Below are 23,778 nucleotides of genomic sequence, written 5' to 3'. Positions count from 1 at the left end.
GCGTCGACCCGCGATGGGCCGGTACGGCATCGCGGGTCGGTTTGCCGGCGGGGGAAGAAAAACGCGGGCAGCGGCGTCATGCCGCCGGTCGGTCAACCGGTCGGTCAACCGCGCGGGTTCGACGCCGTCTCGAAGGTCGGATGGCACTCGAACGCGAGTTCGGAGCGGGCGTCGACGCGGCGGCCGCCGGTCAGCGATTCCTGCTTCACGCTTGCGCGCATCCCGCGCTGCGTGCAGTAGTTGGTGGCTTCGTTGACGGCCTTCTCGTGGGCGTCGGCCCACGTCGTCGACACGCCGATCGTGCGCGTCGTCACGGTGAATACGTTCGGGTTCGACGTCGCGGTCACGTCGGAAGCAGTCGAACACGCGGCGAGCAAGCATGCAGCAGCCGCAATGGTCAACCATCGCAGGGTTCGAAAAGAGACTGGAATGGACATGGAGGGCAGGCGCACGCCGGTCGACGTGCATTGAACAACATAGGCGACAGTATGCCTGCTCGATCGCCGGAGATCATGCCCCTTTCGGTGAACACATTGTTTCGAATGGTTAAACGATGGCCAAATCTGGCAAGAATTACAGCCGTCGCCGGCCATCGTTTTCGTTCGTCAGGTCATTTCGCCCGGCATGCCCGCCGGCGCGGCCGCTCACGCCGGCGCGACGGTCAATGTGCACCCGCCTGACGGATTCGAGCGGATGCTTCCGCGAGGTTACGCCACGCCGGCTGCCCCGGCGCGTAGCGCGCGCGGATGTACGCGGCAAGCTCGGCCATCTGCCGATCGTCGAAGGCATCGCCGAAGCCCGGCATGTAGCCGAGCCGGTCGGTGGCCGGCTGGTCGATCCCGTGGTGCAGCACGCGCAGCAGGTTGTCCGGCGTCGCCTGGCTGACGCTCGTGTTGAGCCCCATCAGCGGACGCACGCCGAAATGCCCGACACCGCCCGATTCCGCATGACAGACCGCGCACGCGGCGTCGAATGCGCGGCGGCCGTTCTCGAGACCGAGCGTCGCGACGGCGTCCGCGCCGCGCGCGTGGCCGGCGGCCGCGTCCGCGGCGACCGCCGCATCGACGGGCGGCGACAGCGACGCCAGATAGTACGCGATCGCCTGCACGTCGGACTCGGGCAGCGCCGCGAGCCCCGCGACGACGGGCGCCATCGGCCCGGCCGCGACGCCGTGCTGCGCCGAGAACCCGGTGCGCAGATAGTCGAACAGCGCGCCTTCGGTCCATGGCACCGGCGCGGCCGGCGACGCGACGAGCGGCGGCGCGACCCATCCTTCCGCTTCGCCGCCCGACAGGTAGGCGAGGCCGCCCTTCTCCGCGCCGAGCGCGTTGCGCGGCGTATGGCAGGCGCCGCAGTGTCCGGCGCCGTCGACCAGATACTTGCCGCGATTCCACATCGCCGAACGCGCCGGGTCCGGCGCAAACGGCCGCGCGTCGTGATACAGCCAGTTCCAGCCGGCCACGAGCCGCCGCTGGTCGAGCGGGAACGGCAGCTTCGTCTTCGGCGGCACGTGCTTCACCGGCGGCTGCGACATCAGGTACGCATAGAGCGCGAGCAGATCGGGCTCGCTCAGCTTCGCGAATGCGGTGTACGGAAACGCCGGATACAGGTGCGAACCGTCGCGCGAGATGCCTTCGCGCATCGCGCGGGCGAACGCCGGGTATGACCACGCACCGATGCCGGTGTCCGGATCGGGCGTGAGGTTCGTCGTGTAGATCGTGCCGAACGGCGTATCGAGCGCGAGGCCGCCCGCGTTGGTCGCGCCGCCGGGCGCCGTGTGGCATACCGCGCAATCGCCGGCGAGCGCGACCTGGCGGCCGCGTTCGAGCATCGCCGCGCTCCACGTCGCGCCGTCCGCGCCGCCGGGCGCCATCGACGCAACGGGCGCGATCGGCGCGGGGCCCGGCAGGATCGCGCACGCCAGCCCGATCAGCCCGCCGACCACCCCGCCCGCGCCGCCGCCGGCCAGCCAGCGGCGCCAGCGCGACGCGCGGCGCGGGGCTGCTTGCCGGCCGTCGCCGGCATCGACCGGCACCGGTTGCGCGAGCGCGGCGCGAATGTGCGCGGCATCGAACGGCGGTGCGCGAAACCGCACGCCCGTCGCGTCGTACAGCGCATTCGCGATCGCGGCAGCGGCCGGCGCGGCCGCCTGTTCGATCCGCCGCGCATCGTGTTCGGACAGGTCGCCGTGCGCGCGACGCGCGGCCGCGTCGACTGCAATCAGTTCGTGCGCGATCGCGTCGGCCCGCTCGCCGGCACCGGTCTCGTCGTGCGCGGGCCGCGCGGACAACCGTGCGCCCATCACGCGGGAAATCGCGGCCTCGATCTGCCACGCGGGCAGGCCGGCCAGCGACGCGTCGCCCGGCTCGCCGGTGCCCTGCCCGGCCACCACGCGCCGCACCGAGACGTCGCCCGTCGCGCAGTCCACGTCGAGATCGACGACCCACGCGGACCAGCGCGGATCGCGGTCATGGTCGGCATCGTCGCCAGATGCGGTTGCGTGCGCATCGACACGCTCGCCATCGAACGCGAAACCGCGCCCGCTGACACGCGACGCCGCGTTCGCCCCGGCCGCAGCCGGCACGCCCCAGGCGGCGCGTTCGCTGACCATCCGGATCGTTTCGCGCGGCCCCGCATCGCGCTCGGCATCGAGATGCTGCAACCGCAACGCGACCGGGTCGCGCCGCAACGCGCCCGCGAGTTCGTCGACGAAGGACTCGCGGGCAAACACGTGCGCGTGGCCGGGAATCGCGCCATCTTCATCGGCCAGTTCGATCGACGTCTGCGCGTGCCGGTAGACGAATGGCGATGCGGGGCCGCGACCGGCACGCTCGTCCACACCGCGAGCATCGTCCCCGCCCGCGCCGGCCGCCTGCGCGCGATAGCGCCAGGTCGTCATCCGGCCGTCGGGCGCGGTCCGTGTTTCGATATCGAACGATGCATGCGTGTACGCAGCGCCGATCGGCCACGCGTAGCGCGCGCGATGCGGGCGCGATGCGTCGGCGGCCGCGTCATCGGGCGGCGCCGGTTCCGTCACGCGCGCCGGCGCCACGGGCAAACCTGCGTCATGCTTCATCGCCGCCTCGCAGATAGCGTGCGGCGCGATGCACCGCGCGAATGATCTCCAGATGCGTGCCGCAACGGCACAGGTTGAAGCGCAGCGCATCCCGGATCGCCGCATCGTCGGGCGCGGGGTCGCGATCGAGCAGCGCCTTCGTGCTCATGATCATCCCGTTCAGGCAATAACCGCATTGCGCGGCCTGCTCGTCGATGAACGCGCGCTGGATCGGATGCGGCGCGTCGCACGACCCGAGCCCTTCCAGCGTCGTGACGTCGCGTCCGTGCGCGGCGGCGGCCGGCACGACGCACGAACGCGTGGCCTGCCCGTCGACGAGCACCGTGCACGCACCGCATTGCCCGAGCCCGCAGCCGTATTTCGGGCCGTTGAGCGCGCAGTCGTTGCGCAGGACCAGCAGCAGCGGCGTGTCGGGCATGGCGTCGGCGACGGTGTACGGCGTGCCGTTCACGCGAAACGCCAGCGGCCGCGGCGGAGAAGCGGGATGGGACATTGATCGATCCGGAATGCAGAATGCGGGCCGAGTCGGCCGGCGGCGGGCACGGCCGCCGGCTGGCGCTTGTCGGCGCGCGCCTGACATATAACACGCCGAAATGCGTGCGTTGCGGCGCATCGGCCCCGCACCGGCGAGGCGGCTGCACGGCGCCGGCCGGCGCGGGCGCCGCGCGTCAGGCCGCGGCCGCCACGTTGCTGCGCGACGGCGCTTCGAGCGGCACGTCGAATACGTCGTATCCGAACACCCACGACGGATCCTCGTTGGTGCGCAGCCACGTGTTGTTGTGCGACACGAGCTGCACCTTCGACGCGCGCGCCGCGCGGTTCGCCTCGTACAGCGCGAACGCACCCGCATGGTCGCCGATGCCGACCTCGTCGAGACAGCGCGCGAGCATCGCCGCATCCTCGATCGCCATCGCCGCGCCCTGCGCCATGTGCGGCTTCATCGGATGGCACGCGTCGCCGAGCAGCACGAGACGGCCGCGACTCCACAACGGCAGCGGATCGCGTTCCAGCAGCGGCCATTTGGTGATCGACGGCGAGACGTCGATCAAATGCTGGATGTCGGCGTGGAAACCGGCGAACGCCTCGCGCATCTCGTCGCGGCTGCTGTCGACCATCGACACGCCTTCCGGCCACTCGGCCTGCGGCACGCCGGTCACGTAGTAGTACTCGTCGCGCTTCTCGGTCACGTAGTAGACCATCATGTGGCGATCCTCCGACCACCACTTCACGCACATGTCGTACGGCTTGTTGCCGAGCAGCGCGGCCGGGAACACCGCGCGGTGCGCGACGTAACCGGTGTAGCGCGGCGGTTCCGCACCGAGCAGGTGCTCGCGGATCCGCGAATTCACGCCGTCCGCGCCGATCGCGATGTCGGCCGTCTCGACGCTGCCGTCGGCGAACGTCAGGCGCACGTCGCTGCCGGTGTCCTCCACCGCCGCGAGCTTCTTGCCGAAGCGGATCGTGCCGGGCGTCACCGCCTGCGTCATCAGCGCATGGAAATCGCCGCGATGCACGGTCAGGTAGCGCGCGCCGTAAGTCTTGCGCGCGTATTCGCCGAGCGGAATCTGCGACAGCACGTCGGCCGTGCGCCAGTCGCGGCTGTACCAGAAATCCGGATGCGAACCCATCGTTTCCAGCGCGTCCTCGCAGCCGATGCGCCGCATGATCTTCATCACGTTCGGGCCGAGATGGATCCCCGCGCCGAGGCGCGAGAACGCGGGCGCCTGCTCGTACAGCGCGACGTCGTAGCCGCCGCGCTGCAGCAGCGCAGCCGCGGCCGTGCCGCCGAGACCGGCGCCGATGATTGCGATACGGGGTTTGCTCATGCGGATCTCCTGATCGTGGGTGGCCCGTTGCCGAACACGGTGCGAGGACGGGCGGATTGAATGGCGTTTATGTAGCGTACACACTCAATTTATTCAGGACAAGCGGATTGTTGATCGACATCGACACATTCGGGAAAACACTAATAAATCGACAAAATACCGCGCGCAACAACAATCCAGCCGTGCCGAACGTCATTTTGATCCATTGCCATTTTCAAATGTACACACTAGACTTTGCCCAACATCCGGCGATCCCGCGCCAGCGTGCCGCCCCCTCCTTACCGACACGGAGCCTCCCGTCATGAGCAAGACCTACCGCATCGGCCAGATCGTGCCGAGTTCCAACACGACGATGGAAACGGAAATTCCCGCGATGCTGCGGCTGCGCGAAGCGATCCGCCCCGAGCGCTTTACGTATCACTCGAGCCGGATGCGGATGAAGAAGGTCGTCAAGGAAGAACTCGCGGCGATGGACGCCGAATCGGACCGCTGCGCGGTGGAACTGAGCGATGCGCGCGTCGACGTGCTCGGCTACGCGTGCCTCGTCGCGATCATGGCGATGGGGCACGGCTACCACCGCGTGTCGCAGGCGCGCCTCACGAAGCACACGGCCGACAACGGCGCGCAGGCGCCGGTGCTGACGAGCGCGGGTGCGCTGGTCGACGCGCTGAAGGTGATCGGCGCGAAGCGCATCGTCGTCGTCGCGCCGTACATGCTGCCGCTCACCGAGCTGGTGGTCGACTACATCCGCAACGAAGGCTTCGACGTGCTCGCGTACCGCGCGCTGGAAATCCCCGATAACCTCGACGTCGGCCGCCACGATCCGGCGCGCCTGCCCGACATCGTGAAGACGCTGCCGTACCAGGACGCCGACGCGATCGTGCTGTCCGCGTGCGTGCAGATGCCGTCGCTGGCCGCCGTCGCGAAGGTCGAGGCGATGACGGGCAAGCCGGTGATCACCGCCGCGATCGCGACCACCTACGCGATGCTGCGCGAACTCGATCTCGAACCGGTCGTGCCGGGCGCCGGCGCGCTGCTGTCGGGCGCGTACTGAGCGCCGCCGCTACTTCGGAGCATCTTCATGTCCTCGACTTTCCTGTACGGCGCGAACGTCCGCGCCAACGGCATCCGCCAGCACTATCTGCGCTACGGCGGCGCGACCGGCGCGCGCGCGTCGCGCCCGGCGATCGTGCTGATTCCCGGCATCACGAGCCCCGCGATCACGTGGGGCTTCGTCGGCGAAACCTTCGGCGCGGCGTTCGACACCTACGTGCTCGACGTGCGCGGCCGCGGGCTGTCGGACGCGTCGCCGTCGCTCGACTACAGTCTCGATGCGCAGGCGGACGACGTCGCGGCGCTCGTCGCCGCGCTCGATCTGCCGCGCACGAGCCTCGTCGGCCATTCGATGGGCGCGCGGATCGCCGCGCGCGCGGCCCGGCGCGGCATCCGCGGGCTCGCCTCCGTCGTGCTGGTCGATCCGCCCGTCTCGGGCCCGAACCGCCGCGACTACCCGGGCAAGCTGCCGTGGTACATCGACTCGATGGCGCTCGCGCGTGCCGGCACGGACGCCGAAGGCATGCGCGCGTTCTGCCCGACCTGGACCGATGCCGAGCTGCAGTTGCGCGCCGAATGGCTGCACACCTGCGACGAACGCGCGGTGCGCACGTCGTACGAAGGCTTCCACACCGACGATTTCCACGCGGATGCCGCGCAACTGGCCGTGCCGTCGCTGCTGATCACCGCCGAGCGCGGCGACGTGGTGCGCGACGACGACGTCGCCGAGCTGCAGCGCGCGACGCCGACGATGCGGCACGTGCGCGTGCCCGACGCCGGCCACATGATCCCGTGGGACAACGCGGCGGGCTTCTACGCGGCGTTCGGCGACTTCCTCGGCGCGCCGCTCGCGCCCTGAGCGCGGCGTCCGCCGCTTTCCTTCACGCCTTTACCGGAGCCGACGATGCCAGTCAGCGATACCCAACTGATCGACGCGTGGAAGCAGGTCCTCACGCTGTCGCGCCTCGAACCGGGCCAGACCGTCACGATCCTGACGAGCGCGGCCACCCATCCGCAGACGCTGTCGTGCGCGCTGATCGCGACGCAGTCGCTCGGCGCGATCGTCAACCGGCTCGACCTGCCGCCCGTCAACGGCGACAAGGCATTCAGCCGCGACCCGCTCGCCTACCTCGGCACGACGCCGCTGACCGGCAACCGCGCCGCGATCGCCGCGCTGCGCGAGAGCGACCTCGTGCTCGACCTGATGACGCTGCTGTTCTCGCCCGAGCAGCACGACATCCTGAAATCGGGCACGAAGATCCTGCTCGCGGTCGAGCCGCCCGAAGTGCTGGTGCGGATGGTGCCGACCCTGGCCGACCGCACGCGCGTGCTCGCCGCATCGAAGAAAATCGCCGCCGCGCGCGAGATGCGCGTGAGCTCGGCGGCCGGCACCGCGCTCGTGTGCCCGCTCGGCGAGTTCCCGCCGACCGCCGAATACGGCTTCGTCGACGCGCCGGGCCGCTGGGACCACTGGCCGAGCGGCTTCGCGCTGACCTATCCGAACGATCGCACCGCGCGCGGCACGATCGTGATCGATCGCGGCGACATCCTGCTGCCGCAGAAGCACTACGTGCGCGAGCCGATCGCGCTGACCGTCGAAGGCGGTTACGCGACGCGCATCGAAGGCGGCGTCGACGCCGACCTGCTGCGCGACTACATGGACACGTTCGCCGACCCCGAAGGCTATGCGATCTCGCATATCGGCTGGGGGCTGCAGCCGCGCGCGCGCTGGTCGACGCTCGGGCTGTACGACCGCGAGGCGACGATCGGGATGGACGCGCGCGCGTTCGAGGGCAACTTCCTGTTCTCGCTCGGCCCGAACAACGAAGGCGGCGGCAGCCGCACGACCACCTGCCATATCGACATCCCGCTGCGCCGCTGCACGGTCGAACTCGACGGCGAGACCGTCGTGCGCGAAGGCCGCGTGACCGACCAACCCGCCTGATACCGACGAGCCCGACACCATGAACGATCTTTCCCGTCACGCCGAAGCGAACGTGTATCGCCAGCAGGGTTTCGGCACGCCGCTGCCGCCGCACGGCAACCTCGGCCTGCTGATCGTCGACTTCGTGGTCGGCTTCGCCGATCCCGCGACCTTCGGCGGCGGCAACATCGCGCCGGCGATCGCGCGCACCACGCATGCGCTGGCGCTCGCGCGCGAACGCGGCTGGCCGGTCGCGCACAGCCGCATCGTGTATGCGGACGACGGCAGCGACGACAACGTGTTCTCGCTGAAGGTGCCCGGCATGGCGACGCTGACCGAGCATCATCCGAACAGCGCGATCGTGCCCGAACTCACGCCCGCGCCGGGCGAACTGGTCGTGCGCAAGACCGTGCCGTCCGCGTTCTTCGGCACGCAGCTCGCGCCGTGGCTCGCGCAGCGCGCGGTGCAGACGCTGCTCGTCGCGGGCGCCGTGACGAGCGGCTGCGTGCGCGCGAGCGTCGTCGACGCGATGTCGCACGGGTTCCGCCCGCTCGTGCTCGCCGATTGCGTCGGCGATCGCGCGATCGCGCCGCACGACGCGAACCTGTTCGACATGCAGCAGAAATATGCGGCCGTGATGCCGCTCGACGATGCGATCGCGGCGATCGACGCCGTGCAGGCCCGCGCACGCTGAGTCGCGACGCATCGCGGGCGGCGCGGGTGTGCCGCCCGCGATTGACGCTGCGCTTTTGGCGGCCTAGATTGACTTCACGCGCGCCGCCGCCCCGCACGCTGCCCGACGCCATCACCCGCCGGCCACGCCGCCCTCGACAGGACCTCTCCCCGTGAACCGCTCCGAACTGCTCGCGCGCACCGGCTGCCTGACCGTGATCCGGCCGCCCGCGCCGCCCGTGAAGCCGGCGCCCGGCCAGCCGGGCAGCCTGTCGTCCTACGTGCCGGCGCTGCCCGAAGTCTTCGTCGCGATTCTCGACGACGGCCGCATCCTCGCATTCAACGGACACGTCGATCTCGGCACCGGCATCCGCACGTCGCTCGCGCAGATCGTCGCCGAGGAACTCGACGTGCCGGCCGCGCGCGTGACGATGGTGCTCGGCGACACGGCCGCGACGCCGAACCAGGGCCCGACCATCGCGAGCGCGACGATCCAGATTGCCGCGACGCCGCTGCGCTGCGCGGCCGCGCAGGCCCGTCACGCGCTGCTCGCGCTCGCCGCCGAGCGGTTCGGCGTCGACACGGCGCGGCTGGACATCGACGACGGCACGATTTCCGCCGAGGGACACACGATCACGTTCGCCGCGCTCGTCGCCGCGCGGCGGATCGCGCTGACGCTCGACCTGAACGCCCGCACGAAGGACCCTGCTCGATACCGGATCGTCGGCCGCGCGTCGCCACGCGTCGACCTGCCCGCGAAGGCGACCGGCCAGCTCACGTTCGTGCACGACATGCGCGTGCCGGGCATGCTGCACGGCCGCGTCGTACGGCCGCCGTACGCGGGCCACGACAGCGGCCCGTTCGTCGGCACGTCGCTGCTGGACGTCGATCGCGCGTCGGTGGCCGACGTGCCGGGGCTCGTGGCCGTCGTCGTGCTCGGCGATTTCGTCGGCGTGGTCGCCGAGCGCGAGGAGCAGGCGATCCGCGCCGCGCGCCAGTTGCGCGTGACGTGGCGGCCGCTGCCGGCGCTGCCGCCGCTCGACGAACCGGCCGCCGCGATCGCCGCCGCGCCGGCCAGACGGCGCGTGCTGCTCGACGAAGGCGACGTCGGCGCCGCGCGAACGGAACCGGACACGCTCACGCTGTCGCGTACTTACGCGTGGCCGTTCCAGATGCACGGCTCGATCGGCCCGTCCTGTGCGCTCGCCGACTACCGCGCGCCCGGCGACGGGCGCATCACCGTGTGGTCCGGCACGCAGAATCCCGTGTCGCTGCGCTACGACCTCGCGACGCTCGTCGCGCGCGACGAAGCCGATGTCGACATCGTGCGGATGGAAGCGGCCGGCTGCTACGGCCGCAACGGCGCGGACGACGTGTGCGGCGACGCGCTGCTGCTGTCGCGCGCGGTCGGCCGCCCGGTGCGTGTGCAGTTGTCGCGCGCGGACGAACATCTGTGGGAACCGAAAGGCGCGGGCCAGTCGATGCAGGTGACGGGCACCGTCACGCGCGACGGCCGCCTGCTCGGCTATGACTTCACGACACGCTACCCGTCGAACGACGCGCCGCTGCTCGCGGCGCTGCTGACCGGCGCGATCGCGCCCGAACCGCGCGTGTTCGAGATGGGCGACCGCACGGCCGTGTCGCCGTATGCGAGCCCGCATCGGCGCTTCGTCTGCGAGGATCTCGCGCCGCTCGTGCGCGCATCGTGGCTGCGCGGCGTATCGGCCTTGCCGAATTCGTTCGCGCACGATGCATTCGTCGACGAATGCGCGGCGCTGACCGGCGTCGATCCGCTCGCGTTCCGGCTGCGCCATCTGCAGGATCTGCGCGCAACCGAACTGCTGCAGGCAGTGGCCGACCGCGCGGGCTGGACGCCGCGCGCGCCGCGCCCGACGAACGAACGCGACGCATCGCGGCTCGTGCATGGCCGCGGGATCGCGTATGCGCGCTACGTGCACAGCCGCTTCCCCGGTTTCGGCGCGGCATGGTCGGCGTGGATCGTCGACCTGAGCGTCGATCGCGTGTCGGGCGAGATTCGTATCGAGCGCGTGACGGTCGGTCAGGACACGGGCACGATGATCAACCCCGATGGCGTGCGCCACCAGATCCACGGCAACGTGATCCAGGTATTGAGTCGCACGCTGAAGGAACGCGTGCGGTTCGCGGACGGCAAGGTCGCGTCGCGCGAATGGGCGAGCTACCCGATCCTGACGTTCGCGGAAGTGCCGGACGTCGACGTCGTGCTGATGCCGCGGCAAGGCGAACCGCCGCTGGGTGCGGGCGAATCGGCATCGGTGCCGGGGCCGGCGGCGGTCGCGAACGCGCTGTTCGATGCCACCGGCGTACGGTTCTACGCCCCGCCGTTCACGCCGGAAACGGTGCGGGCCGCGCTGCGCGAAGCGGGCCGGCTGATGAGCGCGGAGGCGGCCCGCGCACCGGTCACCGCGGGCGCGACGTAGGGCGGCCCGCGCCGCGCGTCACCCGTCACGCGTCGCCGTCTTCTTCCATCATCTTGCGCAGCAGGAACTGCAGCGCGACCCGCTCGCCGGGATTGAGCGCGCCATACGTGCGTTCCGTCACCTGCCGCGCGAACGGCACCGTGCGGTCGATCAGCGCGAGGCCGGCCGCGGTTGCGCGCACGATCAGCTTGCGGCCGTCGTTCGGGTCGGGCAACACCTCGATCAGCGCGCGTGTCTTGAGCCGCTCGACGACGCCGCGAATCGTCGCCTGGTCGATCGCGGTCGCCTTGACGATGTCGTTCAGCGAACACGCCTGCCGCTCCTTGACCGCGCACAGCGTCACGAACTGCGCGGCCGTGAGATCCGAATCGGGAATCGCTTCCTGGAAAATCGAAACGTGCCGCTGATACGCGCGGCGCAGCAGATGCCCGACCTGGTCGTGAAAATCGTACGAATCCTTGGAAGACGCCATGAGAGTGCCGGCCCACGCCTGCATGCAAATGAAAGACAAGCAGTGTACACCCTCAAATCGGTGCGACCGGCGACCGGCCGGGCGCGTCATTGCGGTGCATCATGATTCGCGGCATCGCGTGCAAGTCGCGCGTGACGACCGCCCGATCGCGGCGATGCGTCCGACCATCGCATCGGTGCGCCGGCCGGGTCGAGCACCATCGCAGCGCCTGCCGGACATGCGCTCGCGTGCTGCGGCAGATCTTCGTGCACACACTTCAATTTTGAGTGCATACGCACGAATTTCGTGCATGCCTCCCGCGATGAACCGACCTTTTCAGCGCACGCTCCATATCGAGCAAAACCCCTTTTCAAACACGGCCTTTTCTCATGCAAACGCTTGCTTTCCGGCGGCCATATCCATGCCTGTGCGCTTCGGTATTTTCTAGTGTGTACGCTACGTATTTGACGTGATATACAGACTCCAGTGCGCAGCGGAACGTCCGCTCGCGTCGATCGAGCCACCCATTCATCCGTCACACTCGAACAGGGGCAGTCCCATGTCTACCGCACACCCGAGCGCCGCCGTTTCCCCCGACGACGCGCTGCACGGCACTCTCTATCGCAAGGTCACGCTGCGCCTCATCACCCTCTTCTGCCTGTGTTACTTCGCGGCCTATCTCGACCGCATCAACATCGGGCTCGCGAAGCTCCAGATGCTCGACGCGCTGAAGTTCAGCGACACCGTGTACGGCCTCGGCGCCGGCCTGTTCTTCGCCGGCTACATCCTGTTCGAAGTCCCGAGCAATCTGGTGCTGCAACGCGTCGGCGCGAAGCTGTGGATCGCGCGGATCATGATCACGTGGGGTCTGCTGTCGGGTGCGACGATGTTCGTGCACACGCCGATGCAGTTCTATATCGTGCGCTTCCTGCTCGGCGCCGCCGAAGCCGGCTTCCTGCCGGGCGTGCTGCTGTACCTGACGCAGTGGTATCCCGATGCGCGCCGCGCGCGGATCGTCGCGCTGTTCATGGTCGGCCTGCCGCTGTCGAGCATGATCGGCAGTCCGATCTCCGGCTGGATCATGCGGGCGTTCGACGGCGCGCACGGGCTCGGCGGCTGGCAGTGGCTGTTCCTGCTCGAGGCGCTGCCGTCGGTGCTGCTCGGCTTCGCGGTGCTGCGCTGGCTGCCCAACGGCATCGAATCCGCGCAATGGCTGAACGCCGACGAGAAGCGGGTGCTGCGCGCGAATCTCGACGCCGATCCGTCCGGCAACAAGAGCCACGCGCTCGGCAAGGCGTTCTCCGATCCGAAGGTGTGGGCGCTCGGCCTGATCGACCTGTGCGTGCTGCTCGGCCTGTATGCGGTGAGTTTCTGGCTGCCGACGATCCTGCGCGACACCGGCGTGAAGGACGCGTATCACATCGGCTGGCTGATGGTGATCCCGAACGCCGCCGCCGTGCTCGCCACGCTGTACTGCGGCGCGAGCTCCGACCGCGCGCGAGAGCGCCGCTGGCATATCGTCGTACCGTTCATGGTGTCGGCCGTCGCGCTGGCGATCGCGGCTTCGTCGTCGCACGGCACGCTCGGCACGGTGCTGCTGTTCTCGCTGATCAACGCCGGCGCGGCCGCCGCGATGCCGGTCGTGTGGGCGCTGCCGTCGACGTTCCTGAAGGGCTCGGCCGCCGCCGGCGGCATCGCGTTCGCATGCTCGATCGCGAACCTCGGCGGCTTCGGCAGCACCTATTTCATCGGCTGGCTGCGCGATACGTTCCATTCGCAAAGCGCGGGCTTGTATGGTTTTGCCGCATGCATGCTGGTCGGCTGCGCACTCGCGCTCGCCTACCCGGCCCGGCTCGTGAACCGCTGACGCCTCGCGCCGCGCGCGCGACGCTCCCTTTTTACAACCGCGCCGCTCGCGCGGTCCGCCCGCACGCTCCCCACGTCCTCCCGCGCACGCCGCCATCCCGGCGCGTGCGCGCTGCCTGCCCCACGCCACCGTCGTTCGCCGGTTTTTGCGCCGCACAGGCACGTCGATTGCGTCATCCCCGCGCCCGCCATCCGGCGGACAGCATCTTCCTTCCAACCGGCGCTGCGCTCCGCGCGGTTCTCTGCGCGGCGGTCCCGCATCGCAATGCAGGTTTCCTGAACGAGAGGACGACATGAAATCAATACGAACGATAGTGGCCCTGTGCTCGGTCATTTCCATGCTCACGGCATGCGGCGGCGGCGACGACGCCGGGACCGTACTCGGCATCTCGAAGCCGCAGGCGCGCTTCATCAACGCGGTGCCGGCCGGCCCGAACCTCGATTACTACCTGAATGCGAAGGTCGATCAGTCAGGTGTCGCCTACAAGGGCGTGACGCGCTATCACGACATCGATTCGGGCACGCAGACCGCGAGCTACGACGTGTCGGGCACGACCTCGACCGTCGCGTCTCAATCGTTCAGCGCGGCGAACGGTCACCATTACACGACGATCGCGCTGCCGAGCACGACGTCGCTGATCTCCGTCATCGACGACCCGTACGACAAGGGGCTGCTGTCGGACAAGGCGCGCGTGCGCAGCTTCAACGCATCGCCGAACGCGCAGAACGTCGACGTGTACGTCGTCGCGCCGGGCACCGACATCACGACCGTCAGCCCGACGATGGCGGGCGCGGCCTACCAGAACGCCGTCCCGGCCACGACACAGGATTCGGTCTACCTGAACGGCGGCACCTACCAGGTGGTCGTCACGACGGCCGGCAGCAAGTCGCCGATCCTCAAGACCGCACCGGTCAACATCGGCAACAACGCCGACTGGCTGCTGCTGACGATCCCGTCGGGCGGGGTCGGCGACGTGACGCCGAACGACATTCACGTGCTCGTCGCCCAGGGCAACGACGCCGATACGTCCGCGCAGGAACTCGGGCCGCAGTAAGGGCCGAAAACGATCGCGGCGGCCGGTGCGCTCGCATCGGCCGCCGCGTGTCGGTCAGCGGTATCAGTCGTCGGACCGTTCGAGACAGATCACGTGCTCGGCGCGTGTGCCGTCGCCGTGCTCGATATCGACGTCGCCGACATGGCGCACACGCCAGCCCGGCCGCGTCGCGATCTGCGGCATGTTGCCGGACGGCCGGCTCTCGATCCCGCCGAGCCCTTCGTCGGGCGTGTCGATCGCCTCGTCGAGCGACGCGTTCGAATAGATCACGTTGTCCTGCAACTCCGACGCGCCGGTGCGCGCCTCCATGCCCTTGCCGTCGACGTCGACCGTGTTGTCGGTCATCGCCATGTTCGCGTTGTCGAGCGTGACGATCCGGCCGGCGGCCCGGCGCACCGGATCGCCGCTGTCGACCGCATGCGCGTCGACGTCGATCGCCGGCAGGCCGGTCGGCATCTTCCCGGCGACCGCTTCCGGCGTCAGCGGACGCCGCGCCACCTGCGCGGCCTGGGTCGCCGCGTCGGGCATGTCGCCGGCCGCCGGTGTCTTCACCGGGCTTTTCTCGATCTGTTCCCGCTGCTTTTCCGGGGTAGGGTTCGATTCCGCGTTCTGCATCGCACCTCCTTGCCCGGCCGGCGGACGCCGGCGTCACGCCGTCGCCGCCGGGCCGGAAATCGCTACAACGGTCCTTGCAAATCTTTCATGCGCACGGCCGCGCACGCACGCCGTCCGGCGCGCGTGCGCGCCGGCACCGCACCCGCGCGGCGGACGACGCGCCGCCGCGCCGCCCGCCCGACTACCGGCGCGCGTCAGCCGCCGCTCGCGCCGGCCGGCGCGGAGGCCGCGCCCGGCATGCTCGCGCCGGCGTCGCCGGGGGTGCCGGCCGCCCCGCTGCTCGGCGTGCCCGATGGCGCCGTGGACGGCGCGACCGACATGCCGCTGGCTGCGCCCGAGTCGGAACTGGTCGCGCCGTTGTCGCCCTTCTTCTGGCAGCCTGCGCCTGCCGCGAGGCCCGCGATCAGGATGCCGGCGAAGACGGCTCGCGATACGTGACGAAGTGAATATCGCTGCATGACACCTCCGCTGATGTCGATGTGGATGGAACCCGCTGACTCGCAATTTGCGTGCCGTTCCCCGCCGCCGCGGCCGCCCGCGTTCCATTCGTTTTCCAAATGACCCCCAGCCGAATATTTAATTTCCCATCGTCCGGCCCGCCGCCCATACTCGCGAACAAATCCGAGACATAACGTCCACGGCGGCCGACCGCGCTGCGTACCCACGCAGCCGGTGTCGCGCCCCGCACATGGAAGGAGACAACGGCGTGCAACTGGAAGCCATCCACCGCACGGGCCTCGGGCTCGGCGCGGACGACGCATCGCATCGAACCGACACGGCCGCGCGCGATCCCGCGCTGAGCCCGCGGCTGCACAACCCCGATCTCGCGCCGACCCGGGCCGAGGGCCGGACATGGGGCCGCTACAGCATCTTTGCGCTGTGGACCAACGACGTGCACAACATCGCGAACTACTCGTTCGCGATCGGGCTGTTCGCGCTCGGCCTGTCGGGCTGGCAGATGCTCGCGTCGCTCGCGATCGGCGCGGTGCTCGTGTACTGCTTCATGAACCTGACCGGCTACATGGGCCAGAAGACCGGCGTGCCGTTCCCGGTGATCAGCCGGATGAGCTTCGGCATCTACGGCGCGCTGCTGCCCGCGATGATCCGCGCGGTGATCGCGATCGCATGGTTCGGCATCCAGACCTATCTCGCATCCGTCGTGCTGCGCGTGCTGCTCACCGCGATCTGGCCGGGCCTCGCCGCGTTCGACCAGAATGCGATCTTCGGGCTGTCGACGCTCGGCTGGATCACGTTCGTCGCGATCTGGCTGGTGCAGATCGGTATCCTCACGTACGGGATGGAAATGGTCCGCAAGTACGAGGGGCTCGCCGGCCCGGTGATCCTCGTCACGACGCTGTCGCTCGCCGCGTGGATGTTCAGCCGCACCGGCGGCCAGCTCGCGATGTCGATCGGCAAGCCGATGACCGGCCTGAAAATGTGGACGGAAATCTTCGCGGGCGGCTCGCTGTGGCTCGCGATCTACGGCACGCTGGTGCTCAACTTCTGCGACTTCGCCCGTTCGTCGCCGAGCGCGAAGACGGTGCGCGTCGGCAACTTCTGGGGCCTGCCGGTCAACATCCTCGTGTTCGCGACGATCAGCTTCGTGCTCGCCGGCGCGCAGTTCAAGCTGAACGGCCACATCATTCACAGCCCGACGGAAATCATCGCGACGGTGCCGAACAAGCTGTTCCTCGTGCTCGGCTGCCTCGCCTTCCTGATCGTGACGGTGGCCGTGAACATCATGGCGAACTTCGTCGCGCCGGCCTTCGTGCTGACGAGCCTCGCGCCGCACCGCCTGTCGTTCCGCCGTGCGGGCATGATCAGCGCGACGATCGCCGTGCTGATCCTGCCGTGGAACCTGTACAACAGCCCGATCGTGATCGTCTATTTCCTGTCCGGCCTCGGTGCGCTGCTCGGCCCGCTGTACGGAATCATCACGGTCGACTACTGGCTGGTGCGCAAGCAGCGCGTGAACGTGCCCGATCTCTACACCGAAGCGCCGACCGGCACCTACTTCTACACGCGCGGCGTGAACCGCAAGGCGCTCGCGGCGCTCGTGCCGTCCGCGCTGATCTCGATCACGCTCGCCGTCGTACCGGCCTTCAGCGCGATGACGCCGTTCTCGTGGCTGCTCGGCGCCGCGATCGCGGGCAGCGTGTACTGGCTGCTGGCCGATCGCACACGGCACTACGAAGAACGTTCGGGCGAGCACATCGCGGTCGCCTGCGCGCAACACTGATACACACGCATACGGAGTCAGCAATGAGGATCCTGGTAGTCAACGTCAACACGACCGAGTCGATCACCGATGCGATCGCCGCGCAGGCGCAGGCCGCCGCGTCGCCCGGCACGGAGATCGTCGGGCTGACGCCGCGCTTCGGCGCGGAGTCGATCGAAGGCAACTTCGAGAGCTACCTCGCGGCGATCGCCGTGATGGATCGCGTGTTGAGCTACGACGAGCCGTACGACGCGGTGATCCAGGCCGGCTACGGCGAGCACGGCCGCGAAGGGCTGCAGGAACTGCTGACGGTGCCCGTCGTCGACATCACCGAAGCGGCCGCGAGCGTCGCGATGCTGCTCGGCCATCGCTACTCGGTCGTCACGACGCTCGACCGCACGGTGCCGCTGATCGAGGATCGCCTGAAGCTCGCCGGGCTCGATGCGCGCTGCGCGTCGGTGCGCGCGAGCGGCCTCGCGGTGCTCGAACTCGAGGCGCACCCGGCTCGCGCGATCGAATCGATCGTCGGCCAGGCGCAACGCGCGGTGAAGGACGATCACGCGGAAGTGATCTGCCTCGGCTGCGGCGGGATGGCCGGCCTCGACCGGCAGATCGAGGAATGCACGGGCGTGCCGGTGGTCGATGGCGTGTCGGCCGCGGTCGCGCTCGCCGAGTCGCTGGTGCGCCTGAAGCTGAAGACGTCGAAGGTCCGCACGTATGCGCCGCCGCGCCCGAAGCGGATTGTCGGCTGGCCCGGAACCTTCGCAAAATGACGGGCCCCCGGCCGGTGGCCGCATCGTGCGGCCGCCTCGTATCGCCGGGAGGCGGATCGGCATGCCGGACCCGCTAGACCCGACCGCGCTGCGCCGTAGCGCGTCCGACGCCACGGGCGCGCTCGACGTGCTCGATGCACGGCTGATGCGCATCCTGCTCGTGCTGCTGACCGAGCGCACCGTGTCGCGCGCGGCCGTGCGCCTGAACATGTCGCAGCCGGCGACGAGCGCCGCGCTCAAGCGCCTGCGCACGCTGCTCGGCGATCCGCTGCTGGTGCGCAGCCGCTACGGGATGGTGCCGACCGAGTTCGGCGCGCGCTTGATCGAGCCGCTGCGCAACGCGCTGCGCGTGATCGACTTCATCCGCATCCAGCAGCCGACGTTCGACGCGCGCACGTCGGTGCGCACCTACCGGATCGGCTGCCCCGACTACCTGAACGTGCTGTTCGTGCCGAAACTCGTCGCGCTGTTTCGCGAGCGCGCGCCGAACGCGCAACTGGTGTTTCATCCGCTCGGCGACGGGTTCGACGACGAACGCGCGCTGGCGGACGGCGAACTCGACGTCGTGATCGACAACCGGCCCGCACGCCAGTCGCGCTTCCGGCAGGACGACCTGTTCGACGACCGCGTCGTGTGCCTGATGCGCGCGACGCATCCGCTCGCGCGATGCGGCGCGATGACGGCCGCCGGGTTCGCGGCGGCGCCGCAGCTGTGCCCGACGCCGTCGTGGCTCGAAGCGTCGGGCGCGATCGACCGGCAGCTCGAACGCGTGGGCCTGCAGCGGCGCATCGTCGTCACGCTGCCGCACTTCGAACTGGCCGCGCACGCACTGGTGCGCGCCGACCTGATCCTCACCACCACGTACCGGCTCGCGCGGCACTACGCGAAGCTGCTGCCGCTCGCCGCGGTCGCGCTGCCGGCCGAGCCGCCGGATATCGTGTACCGGATGACGTGGAACGAATCGGGGCCGTGCGCGGAAGGCGTTCGCTGGCTGCGCGGGCTGATCGCCGAGGCGACGCGCGCATGGCTCGACGCCGAGGCGAGGCTGCCGGCGGTCGCGGCGGTCGCCGCCGTATCCGCTTCCGGGCCCGATGCGGACACCGCGAAAACCGCGCCGGCCGCCGCCGAGCCGCCCGAACCCACCCGGCGCACGCGCCGCAGACCGGCCCCGCATTGTCATGCGTCGCATCCGGCGCGCGTCGCGCACGCGGCACGCATCCACCGCACCGCGACGAAGTCGCACTGACCGGCACCGCACCCGGGCCGGAATGATCCGCTCGGCCGCCGCATGTCAGACCGGTCCTGTTTACCCGCGCCGTGCCGAATCGTCGGGATGACGCGTCGAACCCGTGTCGGTGGACGTCGCATCGCGAACGCCGGTGGCCGCTCGATCGAATCACCGGCAGCGACACGATCGCCCCGAACGTCGACAAACAGCAGGATCGTGCGCAATGTTGCGCATGCTTCACATCGTTTCACATCACGCGTCTTCGCGCATCGGTTGCGTCAGCAACTTGTATGCAACGACGGCCGCAACCAGCGCCAGCACGCCGCTCACCGTGAGCGCATCGGCGAACCCGCTCGCGAACGCGACGGGCGCCGCCCGCGCGAAGGTGCCGGCAGCGGCCGGCGGCACGCGGCCGAGCGCCTGCGCCAGATCGCCGGCCAGCAGGCTCGACATGAACGACTCATCGGCGAATACGCGCAGGCCAGGCGTCGCGGACAGCAGGCGGTCGAGCCGCGCATGCGTGCTCGCCGCCAGCACCGCGCCGAGCACGCCGACGGCCGTGACGATCGCCGAGAAGCGCGTCGTCGTGCTGATGCCCGACGCCATGCCGGTGCGATGCGGCGGCACGCACGCCATGATCGCCTTCTGCGTGTCGCCGTTCATGATGCCCGCGCCGCACCCCGTCACGAACATGCCGAGCGCGACGAGCCGGTAGTCGCCACTCGCCGTCAGCGCCGCGGTCGCGAGGTTGCCGGCGCCGATCAGCGCGAGCCCGCCCGCCAGCACGCCGCCGGACGACACGCGCGCGGCCAGCGCCGCGCCGAGCGACGGACCGGCGATCATCGCGAACGCGAACGGCAGCATCCCGAGCCCCGCGTCGATCGCCGACATCCCGAACGCGTTTTGCAGGTACAGCGGCAGGAACGTCATCATCACCTGCGCGCACGCCGCGTAACCGAACATCGCGAGCACGGCGCCGACGAAGCGCGGCTGGCCAAACAGCGCGAGATCGATCATCGGCCGCGCTTGCCAGCGCTCCGCGCCGACGAACGCCGCCAGCAGCGCGGCCGCGAGCGCGAGCCGGCCAAGCGTCGCGCCCGACAGCCAGCCGTGCGACGGCGCACCGATCAGCGCCGCGATCGCGCAGGCGAGCGCCGCGCCGAACAGCAGGCTGCCGGCCGCATCCACGCGCTTCGCATGCGGATCGTTCGATTCGTCGATCGCGACGCGCGCACCGGCCGCCAGCAGCAGGCAGACGGGCAGGTTCAGCAGGAACACCCAGCGCCACCCGATCCATTGCGTGATCGCGCCGCCGACGAGCGGCGCGATGGCCGTCGCGATTCCCATGCACATGCCCCAGATCGCCCACGCACGGGCCCGTTCGCGGCCGTCCGGGAAACGGTTCGCGATCACCGCGAGCGCCGCGGTCAGCAGCAGCGCGGCGCCGCCGCCCTTCACCGCACGCGCGGCGATCAGCCAGCCGGCCGACGGCGCGATGCCGCAGCCGAGCGACGCGACAAGGAACAGCGCGAGCCCCGTGAAGAGCATCCGCTTGCGTCCGAAGCGGTCGGCGAGCCCGCCGGCCGGCAGCAGACACGCGGCGAACGCGGTCATGTACGCGCTCACGACCCATTCGATATCGGCGAAGCTCGCGTGAAAGCTGCGCGCGATGCTCGGCAGCGAGACGGCCACCACGTTGGTGTCGAGCACGATCAGCGAGCAGGTCGCGGATGCGACGGCGAGCGTCGCGGCGGCAGGCAGGCGGGTGCCCGTGCGCGGGACGGCAGCCGCGCTCGTGCGCGACGCCGGTGAAGACTGGGACATCCGGCACTCCGGAACAGGATGAGCGAGCCGTATGCTAGGCTTGTCCCGTATTGCCTGTCATTGACATTTCAATGCTGTTTTATTGACGAAAATTGCAACCATGGACCGGCTCGAATTCCGTCACGTGCGGGCGTTCCTGAGCGTCGCGCAACATCTGCATTTCGCGCGCGCGGCGGAGGCGCTCGACATGGCGCCGCCCGCGCTCACGCGGCAGATCCAGGAAGCCGAGCGGGTGCTCGGCGTGCGGCTGTTTCACCGGTCGCGCCGGGCGGTCACGCTGAGCGCCGCCGGCGAGGCCTATCTCGCGGAAGCGCGCGCCGCGGTCGAGCATCTGCAACGCGGCCGCGAACTCGCCGCGCTGGCCGAACGCGGCGAACTCGGCCGGATCGAGATCGGCTATGTGTCGTCGGCCGTGTATTCGGGCACGCTGCAGCGCACCGTCGGCGCATTTCGCACCGCTCACCCGCGCATCGAGCTGAACCTGCGCGAAGTGCCGATGGACGACGTCGCGAACCAGCTCGACGCCGGCCGGCTCGACCTCGCGTACGTGCGCCCGCCGCTCGCGCTGCCCGGCGGCCTGCGGATCGTCACGCTGCAGCGCGACGTGTTCGTCGCGGCCGTGCCCGCCGATTCGCGCTACGCGGCGATGGCCGCCGTGCGCGCGGCGGACCTCGCCGACGCGCGCTTCGCGGTGCCCGAACAGGCGCTCGGCACGCTCGAAGTCGCGCGCCGCGGCCGCTTCGCGCCGGTCGTCGCCGCGCGGCCGGGCGGCCTGCTCGCGGTGCTCGCGTGCGTGTCGGTGAACGGCTGGGTCGCGGTGATTCCCGACGCGCTCGCCGGTTGCGTGTCGCTGCCGGGCGTCGTGTACCTGCCGATCGCCGGCAAGCCGATCATGTCGGAACTCGCGCTCGCGCACCGGCGGTTCGAAAAGGCGCCTGCGGTGCGGGCATTCCTGCGCACGATGCCGCCGGCCGCGTAAAGCGCCCGCGCAAGCGTCCCGGGCGTCCGGGTCGACGCCGGCCGCACCGGCGCCCGCCGCGCGAATATGCATTTCACGATTCGATGTTTGTCGGCCGGAAACCGATTCCGTAACCTGCCCGGCAGCCGCGCGGCCCGCGCGCGGATCACCGAGGACACACCGCCGATGCCCCACGCTTCCGCCCCAGCGCGCCGCCGCGCGCTGCAGCGCCTTGCCGCCCTCGCCGCCGCGCCGCTCGCGGGCGGCCTTGCCCTGCCCGCCCGCGCGGCCGGCGCCGATCTGTCGGGCGTCACGCTCGTCCTCGGCGACCAGGCCGGCGGCCTGCGCGCGCTCGCCGAAGCGGCGCGTGTGCTCGACGGCACGCCGTACCGGTTCCGCTGGGCCAACTTCCAGGGCGCCGCGCCGCTGTTCGAAGCGCAGCGCGCGGGCGCGATCGATCTCGCGCCGGCCGGCGACCTGCCGGTCCTGACGGCCGCGCTCGGCGATCCGTCGTTGCGGATCGTCGCGACGCGCGTCGGTTCGCCGGCGTCGCTCGGCATCGTCGTGCAGCCCGACTCGCCGGTTCGCGCCGTGGCCGACCTGAAAGGGCAAACCGTGGTCGTATCGTCGGCGCGCGGCAGCATCTCGCAATACCAGCTGTATGGCGCGCTGCGCGAACACGGGCTCGCGCCACGCGACGTCGACGTGCGCTTCGTGCTGCCGGTCGACGCGTTCGCCGCGTTCGAGGCGAAGCGGATCGGCATCTGGGCCACGTTCGATCCGTACTACGGGCATGCGGTGCGCCGCGGCGCGCGCATCGTCCGCGACGGCAGCGGCATCAATTCGGGGCTCGCGTTCCTGACGTCGCCGGTCGAGACACTCGACGATCGCGGCAAGCGCGCGGCGCTTGCGGACGTGCTCGCGCGGCTCGCCCGCGCGGGCCAGTGGGCGCTCGCGCACCCGGCCGACTACGCGAGCGTCTATGCGTCGCTCACGCGCCTGCCGCCCGATGCGGCCACCGACATCGCGCGCCGGGCCGCGCTCGCGCAGCGCAGCCTCAGCGGCGCCGACATCGACGTGTTGCAGCGCGTCGCCGATCGCGCGGCGGCGGACGCGATCCTGCCGCGCCGTGTCGACGTTGCATCGATCGCCATCCGGCAGGTGTCCGCGTGAGCGATGCGGCGCGAGGATGCGCTCAGCGCGGCCGCGCCATATCGAGATCCGGCACGTCGTCGCCGAACGTCGACGCGACGAGCGTGCGCATTGCGGCGATCAGCAGTGTCGGCCCCGACTGGTTGAACGTGCAGCGCTCGCCCGCGGCCGGCACCGCGCGGTGCAGCACGGCACGCCACGCACCTCGCCCGCCGTCGCGCTCGAACCCGGCAAACGGCAGCCGCTCGACGATCGGACCGCCGTCCGCCCAGGACGATGACGGCGCGAACGGTGTCGGGACGCCGCCCGGTTCGCGGATCACCGTGCAATGCGACGTGTCGACGCGGGGGGCGACGAGGTCTTCCGCCGTCGCTACCCAGTAATCGAGCGGCGCGCCTGTCAGGTCCTGCACTTGCATGACCGCCTCCGTATGACGTTGTGTTGAACGACATCGTAGCCGTTGTCCGCACAGCCGCAAGGACTGCTCCCATGCGCGACAGGGTTTCGTCCGCTGTCGCGCCGCGATAAGCATAGTTCAAATCGTTTCTTGTCGGCCCCAGGCACGTCATCGAGAATGCTTCGACGGACCGCCCCCGGCACCTCCGCCCAAAACGTACTCCTGACCGAT

General features: G+C 70.1%; 21 protein-coding genes. 12 read left to right on the top strand and 9 right to left on the bottom strand.

The genetic code is table 11. The features are described 5' to 3' along the window. Positions 1 to 104 precede the first annotated feature (104 nt). From KU887_RS17250 to KU887_RS17235, 4 genes are all read right to left on the bottom strand, one after another. Positions 105 to 437 carry a hypothetical protein gene (locus tag KU887_RS17250; protein WP_034178297.1) on the bottom strand — a complete coding sequence of 111 codons (333 nt, stop codon included), beginning with the start codon at positions 435 to 437 and terminating at the stop codon, positions 105 to 107. 224 nt (positions 438 to 661) lie between these two features. After that, positions 662 to 3,076: a cytochrome c gene (locus tag KU887_RS17245; protein WP_258256880.1), complete on the bottom strand. Its 2,415-nt coding sequence runs from the start codon at positions 3,074 to 3,076 to the stop codon at positions 662 to 664. Continuing rightward, entirely contained in the window at positions 3,066 to 3,569 is a 504-nt protein-coding gene (locus KU887_RS17240) for a (2Fe-2S)-binding protein (protein ID WP_060263539.1), read from the bottom strand. The genes KU887_RS17245 and KU887_RS17240 overlap by 11 nt, the downstream gene beginning before the upstream one ends. 175 nt (positions 3,570 to 3,744) lie before the next feature. Next, complete coding sequence (locus tag KU887_RS17235; protein ID WP_006483550.1) at positions 3,745 to 4,902, bottom strand: FAD-dependent monooxygenase; 1,158 nt, start codon at positions 4,900 to 4,902, stop codon at positions 3,745 to 3,747. Positions 4,903 to 5,203: 301 nt separating this feature from the next. On the opposite strand from KU887_RS17235, the gene KU887_RS17230 reads away from it, so the two are divergent. From KU887_RS17230 to KU887_RS17210, 5 genes are all read left to right on the top strand, one after another. Continuing rightward, positions 5,204 to 5,956 carry an Asp/Glu racemase gene (locus KU887_RS17230; RefSeq protein WP_058902943.1) on the top strand — a complete coding sequence of 251 codons (753 nt, stop codon included), beginning with the start codon at positions 5,204 to 5,206 and terminating at the stop codon, positions 5,954 to 5,956. Positions 5,957 to 5,983: 27 nt separating this feature from the next. Beyond that, positions 5,984 to 6,814, top strand: a complete 831-nt coding sequence (locus KU887_RS17225) for an alpha/beta fold hydrolase (RefSeq protein WP_006495203.1) — start codon at positions 5,984 to 5,986, stop codon at positions 6,812 to 6,814. A 45-nt stretch (positions 6,815 to 6,859) separates the two neighbouring features. Further along, a complete protein-coding gene (locus KU887_RS17220) occupies positions 6,860 to 7,900 on the top strand; it encodes a 2,5-dihydroxypyridine 5,6-dioxygenase (protein WP_194132079.1) in 1,041 nt (346 codons plus the stop codon). Positions 7,901 to 7,919: 19 nt separating this feature from the next. Then, a complete protein-coding gene (locus tag KU887_RS17215) occupies positions 7,920 to 8,573 on the top strand; it encodes an isochorismatase family protein (protein WP_006483545.1) in 654 nt (217 codons plus the stop codon). Positions 8,574 to 8,724: 151 nt separating this feature from the next. Then, entirely contained in the window at positions 8,725 to 11,010 is a 2,286-nt protein-coding gene (locus tag KU887_RS17210; protein WP_258256878.1) for a molybdopterin cofactor-binding domain-containing protein, read from the top strand. A gap of 25 nt (positions 11,011 to 11,035) precedes the next feature. Here the strand turns inward: KU887_RS17210 and KU887_RS17205 are convergent, their stop codons facing one another. Beyond that, the gene (locus KU887_RS17205) at positions 11,036 to 11,482 is read right to left on the bottom strand and encodes a MarR family winged helix-turn-helix transcriptional regulator (protein WP_006491051.1); all 447 of its coding nucleotides are present in this window, start codon (positions 11,480 to 11,482) and stop codon (positions 11,036 to 11,038) included. 538 nt (positions 11,483 to 12,020) lie between these two features. Here KU887_RS17205 and KU887_RS17200 point away from each other — a divergent pair. Next, positions 12,021 to 13,328 (top strand): MFS transporter, encoded by a 1,308-nt coding sequence (locus tag KU887_RS17200; RefSeq protein WP_006491056.1) that lies wholly within the window; start codon positions 12,021 to 12,023, stop codon positions 13,326 to 13,328. 292 nt (positions 13,329 to 13,620) lie between these two features. Then, positions 13,621 to 14,382 (top strand): DUF4397 domain-containing protein, encoded by a 762-nt coding sequence (locus KU887_RS17195; protein ID WP_006491053.1) that lies wholly within the window; start codon positions 13,621 to 13,623, stop codon positions 14,380 to 14,382. 63 nt (positions 14,383 to 14,445) lie between these two features. Here KU887_RS17195 and KU887_RS17190 read toward each other — a convergent pair whose 3' ends face one another. Together KU887_RS17190 and KU887_RS17185 are read right to left on the bottom strand one after the other, a co-directional pair. Continuing rightward, on the bottom strand, positions 14,446 to 14,997 hold the full coding sequence (locus KU887_RS17190; RefSeq protein WP_006495208.1) for a DUF3005 domain-containing protein: 552 nt from the start codon (positions 14,995 to 14,997) through the stop codon (positions 14,446 to 14,448). 194 nt (positions 14,998 to 15,191) lie between these two features. After that, the gene (locus tag KU887_RS17185) at positions 15,192 to 15,455 is read right to left on the bottom strand and encodes a hypothetical protein (protein WP_049017396.1); all 264 of its coding nucleotides are present in this window, start codon (positions 15,453 to 15,455) and stop codon (positions 15,192 to 15,194) included. A 230-nt stretch (positions 15,456 to 15,685) separates the two neighbouring features. Here KU887_RS17185 and KU887_RS17180 point away from each other — a divergent pair, with 230 nt between their 5' ends. The 3 genes from KU887_RS17180 (at position 15,686) to KU887_RS17170 (ending at position 19,234) form a co-directional block, all read left to right on the top strand. Next, positions 15,686 to 17,236 (top strand): NCS1 family nucleobase:cation symporter-1, encoded by a 1,551-nt coding sequence (locus KU887_RS17180; protein ID WP_309138180.1) that lies wholly within the window; start codon positions 15,686 to 15,688, stop codon positions 17,234 to 17,236. Positions 17,237 to 17,259: 23 nt separating this feature from the next. Beyond that, positions 17,260 to 17,988, top strand: coding sequence for an aspartate/glutamate racemase family protein (locus KU887_RS17175; RefSeq protein ID WP_006488622.1), 729 nt, complete (start codon positions 17,260 to 17,262; stop codon positions 17,986 to 17,988). A gap of 61 nt (positions 17,989 to 18,049) precedes the next feature. Further along, positions 18,050 to 19,234 carry a LysR family transcriptional regulator gene (locus KU887_RS17170; RefSeq protein WP_258256870.1) on the top strand — a complete coding sequence of 395 codons (1,185 nt, stop codon included), beginning with the start codon at positions 18,050 to 18,052 and terminating at the stop codon, positions 19,232 to 19,234. 234 nt (positions 19,235 to 19,468) lie between these two features. On the opposite strand, the gene KU887_RS17165 is transcribed toward KU887_RS17170, so the two are convergent. After that, complete coding sequence (locus KU887_RS17165) at positions 19,469 to 21,040, bottom strand: MFS transporter (RefSeq protein ID WP_258256868.1); 1,572 nt, start codon at positions 21,038 to 21,040, stop codon at positions 19,469 to 19,471. A gap of 100 nt (positions 21,041 to 21,140) precedes the next feature. On the opposite strand from KU887_RS17165, the gene KU887_RS17160 reads away from it, so the two are divergent. Beyond that, positions 21,141 to 22,019, top strand: coding sequence for a LysR family transcriptional regulator (locus KU887_RS17160; RefSeq protein WP_258256866.1), 879 nt, complete (start codon positions 21,141 to 21,143; stop codon positions 22,017 to 22,019). A 165-nt stretch (positions 22,020 to 22,184) separates the two neighbouring features. Continuing rightward, entirely contained in the window at positions 22,185 to 23,171 is a 987-nt protein-coding gene (locus KU887_RS17155) for an ABC transporter substrate-binding protein (protein ID WP_058902935.1), read from the top strand. Between the two features lie 22 nt (positions 23,172 to 23,193). On the opposite strand, the gene KU887_RS17150 is transcribed toward KU887_RS17155, so the two are convergent. Further along, a complete protein-coding gene (locus KU887_RS17150) occupies positions 23,194 to 23,568 on the bottom strand; it encodes a DUF2591 domain-containing protein (RefSeq protein ID WP_258256864.1) in 375 nt (124 codons plus the stop codon). Positions 23,569 to 23,778: the final 210 nt, after the last annotated feature.

The sequence above is a fragment of the Burkholderia sp. EMB26 genome, from assembly GCF_024730645.1.
Lineage (GTDB): Bacteria > Pseudomonadota > Gammaproteobacteria > Burkholderiales > Burkholderiaceae > Burkholderia > Burkholderia cenocepacia.
Note: the sequence above shows the minus strand (reverse complement) of the source record. Positions and strands in the feature narration are given on the sequence as shown.